18 protein-coding genes and 1 pseudogene are annotated in these 13336 nt (G+C 60.8%); 6 read left to right on the forward strand and 13 right to left on the reverse strand.

Going from position 1 to position 13336, the window contains the following annotated elements; genetic code table 11:
* From hxpB to LG30_RS0117605, 3 genes are all read right to left on the reverse strand, one after another.
* A partial coding sequence (gene hxpB, locus LG30_RS0117595; RefSeq protein ID WP_033132031.1) for a hexitol phosphatase HxpB occupies nucleotides 1–579 on the reverse strand: 579 nt, incomplete at its 3' end.
* 106 nt (nucleotides 580–685) lie between these two features.
* Nucleotides 686–1864, reverse strand: coding sequence for a formate-dependent phosphoribosylglycinamide formyltransferase (gene purT / locus LG30_RS0117600; RefSeq protein WP_033132000.1), 1179 nt, complete (start codon nucleotides 1862–1864; stop codon nucleotides 686–688).
* 73 nt (nucleotides 1865–1937) lie between these two features.
* Nucleotides 1938–2828, reverse strand: coding sequence for a DMT family transporter (locus LG30_RS0117605; RefSeq protein WP_052101174.1), 891 nt, complete (start codon nucleotides 2826–2828; stop codon nucleotides 1938–1940).
* Nucleotides 2829–3053: 225 nt separating this feature from the next.
* Between LG30_RS0117605 and LG30_RS0117610 the strand changes: the two genes are divergently transcribed.
* Complete coding sequence (locus tag LG30_RS0117610) at nucleotides 3054–3641, forward strand: FMN-dependent NADH-azoreductase (protein ID WP_033132002.1); 588 nt, start codon at nucleotides 3054–3056, stop codon at nucleotides 3639–3641.
* 83 nt (nucleotides 3642–3724) lie between these two features.
* Here the strand turns inward: LG30_RS0117610 and LG30_RS22595 are convergent, their stop codons facing one another.
* From LG30_RS22595 to LG30_RS0117620, 3 genes are all read right to left on the reverse strand, one after another.
* On the reverse strand, nucleotides 3725–3901 hold the full coding sequence (locus LG30_RS22595) for a hypothetical protein (RefSeq protein WP_152599363.1): 177 nt from the start codon (nucleotides 3899–3901) through the stop codon (nucleotides 3725–3727).
* Between the two features lie 150 nt (nucleotides 3902–4051).
* Nucleotides 4052–4240: a DUF4250 domain-containing protein gene (locus LG30_RS0117615; RefSeq protein ID WP_033132003.1), complete on the reverse strand. Its 189-nt coding sequence runs from the start codon at nucleotides 4238–4240 to the stop codon at nucleotides 4052–4054.
* Entirely contained in the window at nucleotides 4237–4707 is a 471-nt protein-coding gene (locus LG30_RS0117620; protein ID WP_033132004.1) for a MarR family winged helix-turn-helix transcriptional regulator, read from the reverse strand. Before LG30_RS0117620 ends, LG30_RS0117615 begins: the two co-directional genes overlap by 4 nt.
* A 616-nt stretch (nucleotides 4708–5323) precedes the next feature.
* Between LG30_RS0117620 and LG30_RS0117625 the strand changes: the two genes are divergently transcribed.
* The gene (locus tag LG30_RS0117625) at nucleotides 5324–6208 is read left to right on the forward strand and encodes a CvfB family protein (RefSeq protein ID WP_033132032.1); all 885 of its coding nucleotides are present in this window, start codon (nucleotides 5324–5326) and stop codon (nucleotides 6206–6208) included.
* Complete coding sequence (locus LG30_RS0117630) at nucleotides 6209–6520, forward strand: DUF1289 domain-containing protein (RefSeq protein ID WP_033132005.1); 312 nt, start codon at nucleotides 6209–6211, stop codon at nucleotides 6518–6520.
* Between the two features lie 50 nt (nucleotides 6521–6570).
* Here LG30_RS0117630 and LG30_RS0117635 read toward each other — a convergent pair whose 3' ends face one another.
* A complete protein-coding gene (locus LG30_RS0117635) occupies nucleotides 6571–6894 on the reverse strand; it encodes an HI1450 family dsDNA-mimic protein (protein WP_033132006.1) in 324 nt (107 codons plus the stop codon).
* A 159-nt stretch (nucleotides 6895–7053) separates the two neighbouring features.
* On the opposite strand from LG30_RS0117635, the gene LG30_RS22795 reads away from it, so the two are divergent.
* Nucleotides 7054–7215 carry a hypothetical protein gene (locus LG30_RS22795; protein ID WP_238566451.1) on the forward strand — a complete coding sequence of 54 codons (162 nt, stop codon included), beginning with the start codon at nucleotides 7054–7056 and terminating at the stop codon, nucleotides 7213–7215.
* On the opposite strand, the gene mtgA is transcribed toward LG30_RS22795, so the two are convergent.
* From mtgA to minC, 5 genes and pseudogenes are all read right to left on the reverse strand, one after another.
* On the reverse strand, nucleotides 7184–7891 hold the full coding sequence (gene mtgA, locus LG30_RS0117640; RefSeq protein WP_152599365.1) for a monofunctional biosynthetic peptidoglycan transglycosylase: 708 nt from the start codon (nucleotides 7889–7891) through the stop codon (nucleotides 7184–7186). The genes LG30_RS22795 and mtgA overlap by 32 nt on opposite strands.
* A 53-nt stretch (nucleotides 7892–7944) precedes the next feature.
* Nucleotides 7945–8271: an HI1450 family dsDNA-mimic protein gene (locus tag LG30_RS0117645; RefSeq protein ID WP_033132008.1), complete on the reverse strand. Its 327-nt coding sequence runs from the start codon at nucleotides 8269–8271 to the stop codon at nucleotides 7945–7947.
* 193 nt (nucleotides 8272–8464) lie between these two features.
* Nucleotides 8465–8731, reverse strand: a complete 267-nt coding sequence (minE, locus tag LG30_RS0117650) for a cell division topological specificity factor MinE (protein WP_005311265.1) — start codon at nucleotides 8729–8731, stop codon at nucleotides 8465–8467.
* A 2-nt stretch (nucleotides 8732–8733) separates the two neighbouring features.
* On the reverse strand, nucleotides 8734–9546 hold the full coding sequence (gene minD / locus LG30_RS0117655; RefSeq protein ID WP_033132009.1) for a septum site-determining protein MinD: 813 nt from the start codon (nucleotides 9544–9546) through the stop codon (nucleotides 8734–8736).
* Between the two features lie 18 nt (nucleotides 9547–9564).
* Nucleotides 9565–10286 (reverse strand): annotated as a pseudogene (minC, locus tag LG30_RS21040) (septum site-determining protein MinC).
* Nucleotides 10287–10392: 106 nt separating this feature from the next.
* On the opposite strand from minC, the gene LG30_RS0117665 reads away from it, so the two are divergent.
* Both LG30_RS0117665 and LG30_RS0117670 read left to right on the forward strand, forming a co-directional pair.
* Nucleotides 10393–10671, forward strand: a complete 279-nt coding sequence (locus LG30_RS0117665) for a YcgL domain-containing protein (RefSeq protein WP_033132010.1) — start codon at nucleotides 10393–10395, stop codon at nucleotides 10669–10671.
* The gene (locus tag LG30_RS0117670) at nucleotides 10671–11630 is read left to right on the forward strand and encodes a lytic murein transglycosylase (protein ID WP_033132011.1); all 960 of its coding nucleotides are present in this window, start codon (nucleotides 10671–10673) and stop codon (nucleotides 11628–11630) included. Before LG30_RS0117665 ends, LG30_RS0117670 begins: the two co-directional genes overlap by 1 nt.
* Before the next feature lie 144 nt (nucleotides 11631–11774).
* On the opposite strand, the gene LG30_RS0117675 is transcribed toward LG30_RS0117670, so the two are convergent.
* Entirely contained in the window at nucleotides 11775–13145 is a 1371-nt protein-coding gene (locus tag LG30_RS0117675) for an L-serine ammonia-lyase (RefSeq protein WP_033132012.1), read from the reverse strand.
* Nucleotides 13146–13336 lie beyond the last annotated feature (191 nt).

Genomic DNA, 13336 nt, shown 5'->3' on the forward strand with positions numbered 1-13336 from the left:
ATCCCCCACCAGCGCCGGGTCCGGCACGATCAGCGCCTGCATGGAGGCCGCCTTGGCCGCCAGCAGACCGGTGAAGCTGTCCTCGATGGCGAGGCAATGCACCGGCAGGACCCCGAGCTTCTCGGCGGCGTGGATGTAGACATCGGGATGAGGCTTGCCGAAGCGCTCCACCTCGGCGGAGTGCACCGCGAGGAAGCGATCCTTGATGCCGAGCTTGCCGAGCACGGCCTCCACCATGGCAAAGGGGGAAGAGGTGGCGAGCCCGATCTTGAGACCACGGGCCTCCATCAGCGCCAGCGCGTCCAGCACGCCCTCCTTGGGCTGGCCTTCCTGCAGGATGAGGGCGATCACCTGATCCAGGATGCGCTGTACCACCTCTTCCTGGCTCGGGCCGCTCCAGGGGCGAATGCGGTACCAGTGGGCCACCAGCTGATCGATGCGCACTCCTATGGTGGAGTTGCAGTCTTCTTCCGTGTGGAAGTGGCCAAGCTCGGAGAACACGGCCATCTGGGCGCGCTGCCAAAAGGGTTCGGAATCGATCAGGACACCGTCCATATCGAAGATCACGGCAGTTAACATCATCTACTCCTGACAAGGTTGAACGGGGATTATAAGCCGCACGGGCAAATGCAAAAGGGGCATTTCACTGCCCCTTGCGCCGGATCATGTGGGAGGCGGCGTTCGCTTAAAAGATGACCTCTACCCGTGCGGCCACCGCCTTGGCCTGCGCGACGGCCTCCTCGCAGTCCTGGCCACGGGCCAGCGCTACCCCGAGCCGGCGGCGCCCTGCGATCTCGGGTTTGCCAAACAGCCGCAGCTGGGCGCCTGGCACCAGGCTCAACGCCTCGCCAATGCTCCGATAGCGGATGTCCTGGCTGTGGCCGTCGCGCAGCACCACGGCGGAGGCGCTCGGCCCGTATTGGGTGATGTGGCCTACGGGCAGTCCCAGGATGGCGCGCACGTGCAGGGCGAACTCGGAGAGATCCTGGGAGATCAGGGTCACCATGCCGGTGTCATGGGGGCGAGGGGAGACCTCGCTGAACCAGACGTTTTCCCCCTGCACGAACAGCTCGACCCCGAACAGGCCGTAGCCGCCGAGGGCCTCGACCACCTTGGCGGCTACCTCCTTGGCGCGGGTCAGGGCCAGCTCGCTCATCACCTGGGGCTGCCAGGATTCGCGGTAGTCACCGTCTTCCTGGCGGTGGCCGATGGGATCGCAGAAGTGGATGCCATCCACGGCGCGCACCGTGAGCAGGGTGATCTCGTACTCGAAGGGCACGAAGCCCTCGACGATCACCTTGCCACGGCCGGCGCGGCCCCCCTCCTGGGCATAGGTCCAGGCGTCGTCCAGCTTGGCGAGGTCGCGCAGCAGGCTCTGGCCCTTGCCGGAGGAGCTCATCACGGGCTTGACCACGCAGGGCAGGCCTATGGCCTCGACGGCGGCAACGAACTCCTCCTTGCTCTGGGCGAAGCGATAGGAAGAGGTGGGCAGCCCCAGCGCTTCGGCGGCCAGACGCCGGATCCCCTCCCGGTTCATGGTGAGCTGGGTGGCGCGGGCGTTGGGCACGACCCTGACCCCTTCCTGCTCAAGCTCTGCCAGGGTATCGGTGGCGATGGCCTCGATCTCGGGGATGATGAGGTCGGGCTTGACCTCGGCCACCAGGGCGCGCAGGGCGGCGCCATCGAGCATGTCCAACACCTGGGCGGCGTGGGCCACCTGCATGGCGGGGGCGTTGGGGTAACGGTCGGCGGCGATCACCTCGATACCGAGGCGTTGCAGCTCGATGGCGACTTCCTTGCCGAGCTCTCCCGAGCCGAGCAGCAGGGCACGGGTGGCGCCGGGAAGGGTAGCGGTTCCAAACATCTGATCTCTCCTCACGTCGATGGCCGGGTCAGGGCCAATGAAGGGACAAAAAAAGAGGCACGCATGGCGTACCTCAGGAAACGGATTTATGAGCGCGCTGCTCGAGATGGGTCAGCAACGTGATGGCGCCTATGATGATGGCGGCGCCGAGCCACAATCGGCCGGGGGGCGCCCAACCAAACACCAGCCAACCTGCCAGCACGTTCATCGGCAACTTGGCAAAGTCGAACGGCTGCACGAAGGAGGCCTCGGCCACGCTGTAAGCGCGGGCGATGGACATCTGCGCCAGTGCCGACAGCACGCCGGAGGCCGCCAGCAGCAGCCACTGGGTTTCGCCCGGCCACTGCCATTGGGGCAGTGCCAGCATGGCGTTGAACGGGGTGCTGAAAATGAGCAGGTAGACGACTATGGTGTGGGACGATTCGTTTGCTGCCTGGTAGCGCACCAGCAGGGAGTAACCGGCCCAGAACAGCGCCGCCGCCACCGGCAGCAGGGAGGCCATGCTGAAGTCATCGGTCCAGGGCGCGAGGATCAGCGTGGCACCGACGAAACCGGCAAGGGTGGCCAGGATCCGGGCCCGGCTCACCCGCTCCTTGAGCAGCAGGGCAGACCCCAGGGTCGCGAACAGCGGCGAGGTCATCAAGAGCGCTATACCCTGCCAGATGGGCACGGGCACCGCCAGCGCCCACAGCCAGAATTGGATGCCGATGACGGCGAGCAGGACGCGCAGCAGGTGCAGGCGCAATTGATTGGTCATCAGGGATTGGCGCAAGCCGTGGCGGATCAGCCAGGGCAGCAGGCACACCAGGGCGACCAGGTACTGATGGAAGGCGACCTGGGTGGAAGGGAGGCCGAGGGTGAAGCTGACGTACTGGCTCAGGCTGTTGACGGCGGCGAAACAGAGGCCTGCCACCATCATCCAGACGGCGCCGGCAAAGGGAGAGTGCCTGCGGGAAGGTGCCATGGGATCCGGGTCACTGAAAAAAGTGCGGCGGATCATAACGGCAATCGTTTGTTCTGCCAAGGGTGGGGCGCGAGGTCATCGCCCCCTTGGCGATGAAATGAACAATCGTCAAAAATTTTGAATAACTTGAGCATCTATTTTCGCTATCAGGCTTGTAGCTCAATGTTTATAGTGACCTCCATCGACAGTCGTACTGTCCAACTGACAACCAAATGGAGCTTTACCATGGCCAATATCCTCGTACTCAAGTCCAGCATCCTGGGTCAATATTCTCAGTCCAACGCCCTGATCGACGGCTTCCTTGCCGATCACCAGGATGACAACATCACTGTGCGCGATCTGGCTGCCCTGAACCTGCCGGTGCTGGATGGCGAGCTGGCCTTCGGTCTGCGCGGTGGTGAGAACCTGAGCGAGCGTCAGCTGGCCGTGCTGGCCCAGTCCGACGAGCTGGTTGCCGAGCTGAAGGCGAGCGATCTGGTGGTGATTGCCGCCCCCATGTATAACTTCAACATCCCGACCCAGCTGAAAAACTGGATCGATCTGGTGGCTCGTGCCGGCGTGACCTTCCGTTACACCGAGACCGGTCCGGTCGGCCTGGTGGAAAATACCCGCGCTCTGGTAGTCAGCCCCCGCGGCGGCATGCACGTCGGCGCCGCCACCGATCTGGTGACCCCCTACATGCGCACCGTGCTCGGCTTCATCGGCATCAACGAGGTGGACTTCATCTACGCCGAAGGCATGGGCATGGGCCCGGACGCCCAGGCCAAGGGCATAGAGCAGGCGAAAGAGCAACTGGAAGCCCTGGCTATCTAACTCGCTCACACTCTGCCAGACAGAAACAACAACGCAGCCCTCTGGCTGCGTTGTTGTTTTGGGGTGAGGCGCCGTTCAGGCGCTCACTCCTGCAAGAAGTGACGACAACCACTGCCGACCATCAGGCACACGGCCACCAATGCACCCAGCAACAGGCTGCTGAGCCACTGTTCGGCGCTGTCTGGCAACTGGGGGGAGAAGAGGCTGATCGTGAAGAGGGCGCTGAGAATGATCAGGCTGGTCTGTCGGGTGAGGATCATGGGTGTCGTCCTTGGCTGGTGGTACGCGGATAAGGCTACCCGCTCTGTATGACAGCCTGATGTATCCATACCTCAGGCTACAGGGTCTCTCCACCTTAGCAGTTTTTGCCGCCAGAGCCAGCGTCGTGGGGCAGTCTGTGATCCGGATCCCTATCTGAACTGTTTTTGATCAGCCTGATAATGGAAATCGCCACAGGCGAGTCTGGCGACCAGGGCCCCTTGATCGAGATCCTGGGCCTTGCAGAGATCGTCCAGATCCTCGTAACGATCGCGCAGCTGCATGTTGATGAGACTCAGCAACATGTTGACGTCCATGGTGGCAAAATTTTTCAGGTTCATGGCTGTTGCTCCTGATCCAGCAGGTGCAACTGCTCGATGGCGTCACTGACGCTCTGCAGGTGCAGACGGATGGTTTCCCGCGCCTCGCTCGGCAGGTAGTCGGTGAGGGTGTGTTGCCAGCTGCCGGCCTCGGTTTTGAGCTGCTGGAACAAGATAAGCCCTGCATGGGTGAAGGAGACCAGGCTGATGCGCTTGTCCTGCGGGCTGCTCTCGGTGACCAGGATCCCTTTCTCCACCAGCCGGTGGATCTCGCGGGAAATCCGCACCTTGTCCATCCCGCTCGCCTCCACCAGCTCCTTCTGGCTGATGGGGTAGTTGGGGCCGAGCACCATCATCAGGCGCCATTGGGGCACCGTCAGCTGATAACGCTGCTGATAAAACTGTTCGAAGGTATCGCGCACCATCTCGGCGGCATGGACCAGCTGATACGGAGGATAGTGGGCGAGCAGCTCTATGATCTTTGACATATGGACATCCTGCTGTGGCGGCTGCATCGGGTGCAGTTTCTCTTGATACTTTGAATCTGATGATACGTAACACAAGGGCATTTGTCTGAACAAGCACCAGAAAAATGTGCGTTCGCGCACGTGTTGCGTCATGAATATAGTTTTAAAGGTTTCAATTGAACTAGCTTGCTGCATTTTTTCGTAACGAGATCAAGGTATTGTGGACGCGTCGGCTTTCACGGCTGTGCAAAAAGCAGCGCAAGATCTCATTTCAGCGACTCACTTGTCAGCCGGGGCGCTGTAGCCCCGGATGCCCCAAAACGCCGGGCAGTTCATCTCCTGCTCATGGCATTTTGAGCCCCCAACGAAGCTTGTTGCAGATTTTACGGTGGCGAAGTCTACCCAAAAATGGGGTCATATGCAGCAAGGGGCTGGCCGAATGCTGCTAATATCGCCAGGACGGCGCCAGGCTCATGGGAAAATAGCGCGAGGGCAGGGGCAAGGGACTAGGCCCTGTCACGGCTCTGGGGTAACATGCGCGCCTGCATGAAAAATGACGCTGGCTGTCAGTGCCCACGGCATGACAGGGGCGATGCGCACCTATATTACGGGCACGAAATATGCGCCCATCCGGATATTGAAAGAAGAGATCACCATGTTACAGATTGGCAAGATGAACACCCTCACCGTCGTTGAGCTCGAAGACCGTGGCGCCTGGCTCGCCGCGGGCGAATATGGCGAGCTGCTGCTGCCCAAGCGCCAGTTGCCCGAAGGCGTCACAGTGGAGAGTGAGGTATCCGTCTTCCTCTATCTGGATGCCGACTGCGAGCCGGTGATCACTACCGACAAACCCTTTGCCATGGTGGGCGATATCGTCGGCCTCAAGGTGATCAACGCCAACAAGATAGGCGCCTTCCTCGACTGGGGCATGAAGAAGGATCTGTTCGTGCCGAGTCGCGAGCAGAACAAGCCGATGCAGGTGGGCCACGTCTATCTGGTGCACCTGATGCTGGACAACGAGGGCCGCATGGTGGGCACCAGCCGCCTCGAGCGCTTCCTCAGCACCGATCTGCCTCCTTTCAAGGCCGGCGACGAGGTGACGGCGCTGCCTGGCGAGCACACTCCCCTTGGCATCAAGGCGGTGGTCAACGGTCAGTATTCTGGCATGCTGTTCAAGAACGAGGTGTTCGGCCGGGTGATGACGGGTCGACCGCTGACCGCCTGGGTCAAGCAGGTGCGTGACGACGGCAAGCTGGACTTGACCCTGCAAAAACCCGGCATGGCGAGGATGGATGATGCCGGTGGCCGGATCCTCACCCGTCTGCAGAAACAGGGCGGCAGCCTGGCGGTGGGGGACAAGAGCGAACCCGAGCTCATCTACAAGATGTTCAACATGAGCAAGGGCACCTTCAAGAAGGCCATCGGCGGCCTCTACAAGCAGGGCAAGATTGTCATCGACGACAACAGCATCAGCCTGGTGGATGCTCCCAAAGCTGAGCGCCAAGAAGAGGCTGGCGAATAAGTGCCGAGCCCCTGCATCGGTGACTGCCGCGCCAGGGACGGTCTCTGCCTCGGTTGTGGCCGCACCCTGACCGAGATTGGACAGTGGTCTGCTATGGATAGCGAGGCTCAGCTGGCGCGCATTGCCGAACTGGGCGGCACGCGCAGCACCCATGTCTGCCCGGGCTGCGGTGAACCGGCGTTTTGCGCCGTCTCGGCCGGTGAAAGCATCTCGGTCTGCTGGTGCAGCCAATTACCCCTGATGCCGATGAGCGAGGGGAGCGCCTGCTGGTGCCGCCGCTGCCTGGCCAAGGCCATCGCGCTGCAACCCTGAACGGGGATGTCAAACATCAGAAACGTAAAAGGCGCCCTGGGGCGCCTTTCTTATGCTTGTTGCTGACGGTGCCAGCGCACATGGACCTCGTGTTCGCTCTGACTGCGGGGCAGCAGGTAGGTGGCATAGATCACCTCAAACTCTTCCTGATGATCCAGCAAGCCGACCCACACCTCGGCCCAGCGCTCCATGTCGACCGGCACGCCGAGCTCGGTTGACCAGTCGGCGTTGGGCAGGGTTGCCTCGACGGCGCCACGCTGCTCGAACTCGAGGGTGATGTCGACAATTTGTTCGGGGGCCAGCATGTCGGCGGCCTGCTCAAGAAACTGATCATAGGCCCACTCGACCAGCTGATCCGGGCTGCGTTGTTCCATGAAATCACTCCAGATACATCCAGGTTCGCCACTGTAGCAATTATTGAAGAGGGCGGCCAGATCGGGGCGCAGACAAGCCCCTCTATCCAATGGCCGGATCAGGGGATAAGGTTAACAGAGTCGCCGCCATCCGGTGGTATGAGAGGGCATCTGGGCAGCATGATGAAACGACGACAGCAGAAGCGACAGCTCAAGCGGCGGCGGGAGACCTGGTGGTGGCACTATCTGCCGCTGCATCGGGAGACCATAGGCGGCCATCTGGGACCGGCGGCCGAGCCCGCCGAAGGCGCTAGTTGGCCTCGTGTACCCGGTTCAGGGTGACCTGGCCGAGCTGCCCCATCTGGCGGCGGATCCAGGCTGATCGCTGCTGTACATAGGGGGAGGGCGGCTTGACCCGGTAGCGCCAGGGATTGGGCAAGGCGGCGGCGAGCAGAGAAGCCTCATAGCGGGTCAGGCGAGCGGCCGGTTTGCCAAAGTAGTGCCGGGCGGCGGCCTCGGCGCCATAGATGCCGGGCCCGAACTCCACGATATTCAGGTACACCTCGAGGATGCGGGACTTGTCCCAGCCCAGCTCCATCAGCAGGGTGAACCAGGCTTCAATGCCCTTGCGCAGGAAGCTGCGATCGCTCCACATGAACAGATTCTTCGCCGTCTGCTGGCTCAGGGTGCTGGCGCCGCGCACCCGCTCGCTGTGCTGGTTGTGTCTAAGCGCCGAGTTGATGGCATCCATGTCGAAGCCATTGTGCTCGGCGAAGCGCTGATCCTCGGCGGCGATCACCGCCAGTTGCAGCTCGCCGGAGATTTTTTCGAGCGGCACCCAGTCATGTTTGACCTCGGTTATCTTGGCGGGCGGGAACAGGGCCCGCTCGATGCGCCAGGTCCACATGGGGGGATCGATAAAGCGCAGCAAGGCCACCGAGACGATGGTACTGAGCAGGGCTCCGAGCAGCAGCTTGCCGAGCCATCCCAGCAGGCGCCGCCTCAGCGCCGGTCGCACGGGGCCAGGCTCGGACTCCCAGGCATACTGGCCAGGATCATCGGGATCCGGAATTATTGGGGTAGCCATTCGATGTGGCAGAACTTCTCGTCGACCCGGCGGGAGAGCAGCAGGCGGGCGAACAGGTGCTCGTACTCCTGCTCTGCGTTGCCAAGGCCTATCCAGATCTCGGCGTATTCCTCATCGCTCACGGCGAAGCCCACGTCCGCTTCCCAGTCATCGGCCGGATCGCTCTCGGCCAACAGGCCGCGGTTGTTGAACTCCTGGTTGAACAGGGCGATCTCCTGCTCCGGCAGGTTGTCCGAGGCCAGCTCCATAAAGAGTTCGAGGGCGGTATCGAGCAGTTCCTCGACGCTGTGCATTTCGTCGTTCAAAGACATAAGTCATCTGTTCCAGATAATAAAAATAAGAAGCCCCGTCGTGAGCGAACGGTGGCGCGCGGTATTCTAGCTGGCCCCCGCGCCCTTGGCGAGATGCAGCGTCATGCTGGCGGGGGTCAGGGCAATAAAAAACCGGATCCTGCTACAGGATCCGGTCTTCATTGAGGGAAGGGGTCACGCATGGGGCGTCAGCTCATCCCTTCTTGTCATCGGCGAAGGTGATGTTGAGCTCCAGTACCGACAGCTCGTCACTCTTCTTATCGAGCTGGACGGTGATCTTGTCCGGATCGATCTGCACATACTTGCGGATTACGTCGAGGAGGTCCTGCTTGAGCTGGGGCAGGTAATCCGGCCCCCCTCTGGATGAACGCTCGTGCGCGACTATGATCTGCAACCGCTCTTTGGCCAGTTGTGCGGTGTTTTGTTTCTTGTTGGAACGAAAATAATCCAATAATGACATGTTTAACTCCCGAACAGTCGGCTAAAGAAGCCCTTCTTTTCTTCTTCCAGAAAACGAAAATCCTTGGTGTCACCCAGCAGGCGGGCAACCGCATCCTCATAGGCCTGACCGGCATCGGACTCTTTGTCCAGAATGACCGGCTCCCCCGAGTTGGAGGCGCGCAGCACCGCCTGGGACTCCGGGATCACCCCGAGCAGCTTGATGGCCAGGATCTCCTGCACATCCTGCACGCTCAGCATGTCGCCGCGGTTGACGCGGGTCGGGCAGTAGCGGGTCAGCAGCAGGTGCTCCTTGATGGGGTCTTCACCGCGCTCGGCGCGGCGGGACTTGGAGGCCAGGATGCCGAGGATCCGATCCGAGTCACGCACGGACGAGACTTCCGGGTTAGTGGTGACGATGGCCTCGTCGGCGAAATAGAGCGCCATCAGGGCCCCCGCCTCGATGCCGGCCGGGGAGTCGCAGACGATGTAATCGAACTTCATCTCCGCCAGCTGATCCAGGATCTTCTCGACCCCTTCGCGGGTCAGCGCGTCCTTGTCCCGGGTCTGGGAGGCAGGCAGGATGAACAGATTCTCGGAACGCTTGTCCTTGATGAGGGCCTGGTTGAGGTTGGCCTCACCATTGATCACATTGACGAAGTCGTACACCACGCGCCGCTCGCAGCCCATGATGAGATCCAGATTTCTCAGGCCAATGTCAAAATCGATGACCACTGTCTTGTGGCCTCGCTGAGCTAAACCGGTGCTCAGGGCCGCGCTGGTGGTGGTCTTGCCAACGCCGCCTTTGCCCGATGTAACGACTATGATTCGCGCCATTCTCGCTTCCTTGTAACTCTATTTGATACGGTCGATACGGAGTTGTTCGTTGTCCAGCCGGATATGGACTGGCTCTTGGATCAGGCCTGCCGGCAGTGCATCGCTCAGCTGAAAAGTGCCGGCGATGGAGAGCAGCTCGGCCTGCAATTGCTGACAATAAATGCGGGCCCGGGTGTTGCCCTTGGCCCCCGCAATGGCTCTGCCACGCAGGGCGCCATAAATATGGATGCTGTCGTCGGCGATGACTTCCGCGCCCGGACTGACCGAGCCCAGCACCACCAGCGAGGTACCGGCGGCATACAGCTGCTGGCCGGAGCGCACCGGTCCTATGTGTACCTTGCTCGGCACCAGGGGCGCCGGGGCAGGCACGGCCTGAACCGTTTCGGTGGGCTGGGGGACTGGCAGCGGGGCGGGTTCGGGCTCCACCTTGCGGCTCTTGCCCGACACCATCACCGCGAGGCCCGCCACCCTGGCCGCCGTCTTCATCGCCTCATCCTTCGCCCCCGTGATGCCGACCAGCACGAAGTCTTCCGACTCGACCAACTCCCTGAGTTGATCGAAGTCCGGGATCGCAGCCAGTCGCTCCACATTGATGACGAGGGGGCACAATTAAAAAACTGGGGGGCTTGCGCGACCTTGGCCGCCAGCAACTGACGGATCCGGGTCGGATTGCCATCGCTGAGATGCAACACAGAAATAGTGAAGGTAGTCCCTTTCAATTCGTTATCGCGTTCAACCATGAATCTTCCCCGAACCGAGACGGTAATACGTTATTGTTATTCAATTCCTGATGTTATAGTTTGCCACCACCAGAGGCAATAAACCCGTCGGATTATATCAATTTCCATGTTGTGTGCAGTCTATAAAAGTCGCAAAAAAGCCGAGACCTATCTCTTTATTGAAAGAAGAGAGGATTTCTCCCGTGTGCCAGAGGCACTGATGAGTACCTTCGGTCGTCCCGAGCTGGTCTTGATGACCAAGCTTGATCCCGCCAAGCCCTTGGGGATCGCCTCGACCGAACGGGTGATGGAGGCGCTCAAGCAACAGGGCTTCTATCTGCAAGTCCCTCCGCCGCCGGAGAATCTGCTGGAACAGCACAAGGCGCAATTAAAGGCTTCATCCTGATGAAAGGGCGGCTGGCGCTGTTATTGCTCGGCGGCATATTAAGCACGCCGCTGCAGGCCAGTCCCGACTTCAATGACTACGTTGTTGGCCTCAAACGGGAGGCGGTGGCGGCGGGGATCCCGAGTGTCACGGTCGAGGCCGCCTTTGCCGATATCCGGATAATCGAGGCGGCCATCAAGCACGACAAAAACCAGCCGGAATTCAAACTGACGCTGGATAGTTATATTCCCCGCGCCGTCCCGCAATGGAAAGTCAATCAGGCCAAAGCCTTATATCGCCAGCATCTGCCGCTGCTCACGAAAATAGGCCAGGAATATGGAGTGCAACCCCGTTTTATAGTCGCGCTATGGGGAATAGAAACCAATTTCGGTAAATTGACCGGTAATTTTCCCCTGATATCGTCCCTGGCCACCCTGGCCTGGGAGGGGCGCCGAGAGGCCTTCTTCAAGGCCCAGTTGTTCGATGCGCTGCGCATCATAGAGCAGGGACACGTGACCCCCACCGCCTTTAAAGGCTCCTGGGCCGGCGCCATGGGGCAGGTGCAGTTCATGCCCTCATCCTTCCTGACATACGCGGTCGATCAGGATGGGGACGGCAGGAAGGATCTGTGGGGCAACCTCGCGGATGTGTTTGGTTCTGCGGCCAATTATCTGCATCAGAACGGCTGGCGGGACGATGAAACCTGGGGCCGGCGGGTGAGGGTGCCAGCGGGTCTGGACCCTGCCTTGCTCGGACTGGAGCAGCGCAAGTCGCTCGCACAGTGGCAGGCACTGGGGGTGCGTCAGCAGGATGGTTCCCCCCTGCCAAGAGCCAAGATGCAGGCCTCGCTTATTCGGCCGGACGACGTCCAGGGGCGCAGCTATCTGGCCTACGACAATTACCGGGTACTGCGCCACTGGAATCGCTCCCCCTATTTCGTGGTGGCGGTCGGGACCCTGGCCGATCGGATTGTGGAGTAGTGTCGCCAGACAGGCGCCGCCTCATCTGAAATAGCTGAGGCTCGTCTCGCAATATCGGTTGTGGCGATTTGAGTTGTGCCATCGAAATAACGAGTAATAAAAAAGGCGGGATATCCCGCCTTTTTTACATTTCATTTGCGTGCCTTATTCGCAGGCAACCTGCATCACCTTGATGGCCAGGCCACCGCGGGAGGTCTCACGGTACTTGGAGTCCATGTCCTTGCCGGTGATGTACATGGTCTCGATCACCTTGTCCAGTGACACGCGCGGCTTGGAGGTGCGACGCAGCGCCATGCGGGAGGAGTTGACCGCCTTCATGGCGGCGATGGCGTTGCGCTCGATGCAGGGCACCTGCACCTGGCCCGCGACCGGATCACAGGTCAGACCCAGGTTGTGCTCCATGCCGATCTCGGCGGCTTCACACACCTGCTCCGGGCTGCCGCCCATGAGTTCGGTCAGGCCGGCGGCGGCCATGGAGCAGGAGACACCCACCTCACCCTGGCAGCCGACTTCGGCACCGGAGATGGAGGCGTTCATCTTGTAGAGCATGCCGACGGCAGCGGAGGCCAGATAGAAGCGGGTGTATTCGTCGCGGCCGACCGGCTGGATGAACTTGTCGTAGTAGGCCAGCACGGCCGGGATGATGCCGGCGGCGCCGTTGGTCGGCGCGGTGACCACGCGGCCACCGGCGGCATTCTCTTCACTCACCGCCAGGGCAAACATGTTGACCCAGTCGACGATGCTCATGGGATCGTTGGAGAGATGCTCGTTGGTGGTCAGCTGACGGTAGAGCGGGGCGGCACGACGGGGCACGCGCAGCGGGCCGGCCAGGATCCCTTCGGTACGGCAGCCGCGCTCGATCCCTTCCCGCATGGTGGTCCAGATCTTGCCCAGCTTCTTGTAGATCTCTTCCGGGGTGTTGAAGCACTTCTCGTTTTCCAGCATCAGGGCGGAGATGGAGAGACCGGTCTGGCTGCAGTGGGCGAGCAGCTCGGCCGCGCTCTTGAACGGGTAGCTCACCGACATGTCGCCGCTGTCGGCCTTGCCGAAGTTTTCTTCGTCGACGATGAAACCGCCACCGATGGAGTAATAGGTCTTGCTGTAGACGGCCTCATCTTCGATGAAGGCGGTCAGCTTCATGCCGTTTTCGTGCAGCGGCAGGGCCTCGTCATGGAACACCATGGCACCCTGCGGGAAGCTGACGGTGTGGCAATGCAAGCCGATCGGCAGGCGGCCGGTCTGCTCGACACGGGAGATGAATTCGGGGATGCCGTCGATGTCGACATTTTCCGGCAGGTTGCCGGCCAGACCCATGATGATGGCGGTATCGGTATGGTGACCTTTACCGGTCCAGGAGAGGGAGCCATAGACGTCGACCTGGATCCGGGTGATGTCACGGATCTTGCCGCCAGCACGCAGATCATCCACGAACTGCTTGGCTGCTTTCATCGGGCCGACAGTGTGGGAAGAGGAGGGGCCAACACCGATTTTGAAGATATCAAAAACGCTGATCATGTAACAATTACCTCAGGGTAGAAGGGGGCGCCATGCCCGCTCGCAGAAAGGGGGTGATCCATGGGACGAGTCTGTCGTCGCAAAGGCCGATGAACCAGCTAACCGCAGTGTAACGACTCATGGCTTAAAAAAAGTTGAAACAGATCTATTTTTGTTGAAATAACGGCGCGAGTATAAAATTTATTTTGATG

Origin of the sequence: Aeromonas aquatica (assembly GCF_000764655.1) — a bacterium.
Classification (GTDB): Bacteria; Pseudomonadota; Gammaproteobacteria; order Enterobacterales; family Aeromonadaceae; genus Aeromonas; species Aeromonas aquatica.

Coding starts and splice junctions, on each gene's coding strand:
- purT (WP_033132000.1), bottom strand. CDS start 1,864: ATGTTTGGAACCGCTACCCTTCCCGGCGCCACCCGTGCCCTGCTGCTC.
- LG30_RS0117605 (WP_052101174.1), bottom strand. CDS start 2,828: ATGGCACCTTCCCGCAGGCACTCTCCCTTTGCCGGCGCCGTCTGGATG.
- LG30_RS0117610 (WP_033132002.1), top strand. CDS start 3,054: ATGGCCAATATCCTCGTACTCAAGTCCAGCATCCTGGGTCAATATTCT.
- LG30_RS22595 (WP_152599363.1), bottom strand. CDS start 3,901: ATGATCCTCACCCGACAGACCAGCCTGATCATTCTCAGCGCCCTCTTC.
- LG30_RS0117615 (WP_033132003.1), bottom strand. CDS start 4,240: ATGAACCTGAAAAATTTTGCCACCATGGACGTCAACATGTTGCTGAGT.
- LG30_RS0117620 (WP_033132004.1), bottom strand. CDS start 4,707: ATGTCAAAGATCATAGAGCTGCTCGCCCACTATCCTCCGTATCAGCTG.
- LG30_RS0117635 (WP_033132006.1), bottom strand. CDS start 6,894: ATGGAACAACGCAGCCCGGATCAGCTGGTCGAGTGGGCCTATGATCAG.
- LG30_RS22795 (WP_238566451.1), top strand. CDS start 7,054: ATGATGAAACGACGACAGCAGAAGCGACAGCTCAAGCGGCGGCGGGAG.
- LG30_RS0117645 (WP_033132008.1), bottom strand. CDS start 8,271: ATGTCTTTGAACGACGAAATGCACAGCGTCGAGGAACTGCTCGATACC.
- minE (WP_005311265.1), bottom strand. CDS start 8,731: ATGTCATTATTGGATTATTTTCGTTCCAACAAGAAACAAAACACCGCA.
- minD (WP_033132009.1), bottom strand. CDS start 9,546: ATGGCGCGAATCATAGTCGTTACATCGGGCAAAGGCGGCGTTGGCAAG.
- LG30_RS0117665 (WP_033132010.1), top strand. CDS start 10,393: ATGTTGTGTGCAGTCTATAAAAGTCGCAAAAAAGCCGAGACCTATCTC.
- LG30_RS0117670 (WP_033132011.1), top strand. CDS start 10,671: ATGAAAGGGCGGCTGGCGCTGTTATTGCTCGGCGGCATATTAAGCACG.
- LG30_RS0117675 (WP_033132012.1), bottom strand. CDS start 13,145: ATGATCAGCGTTTTTGATATCTTCAAAATCGGTGTTGGCCCCTCCTCT.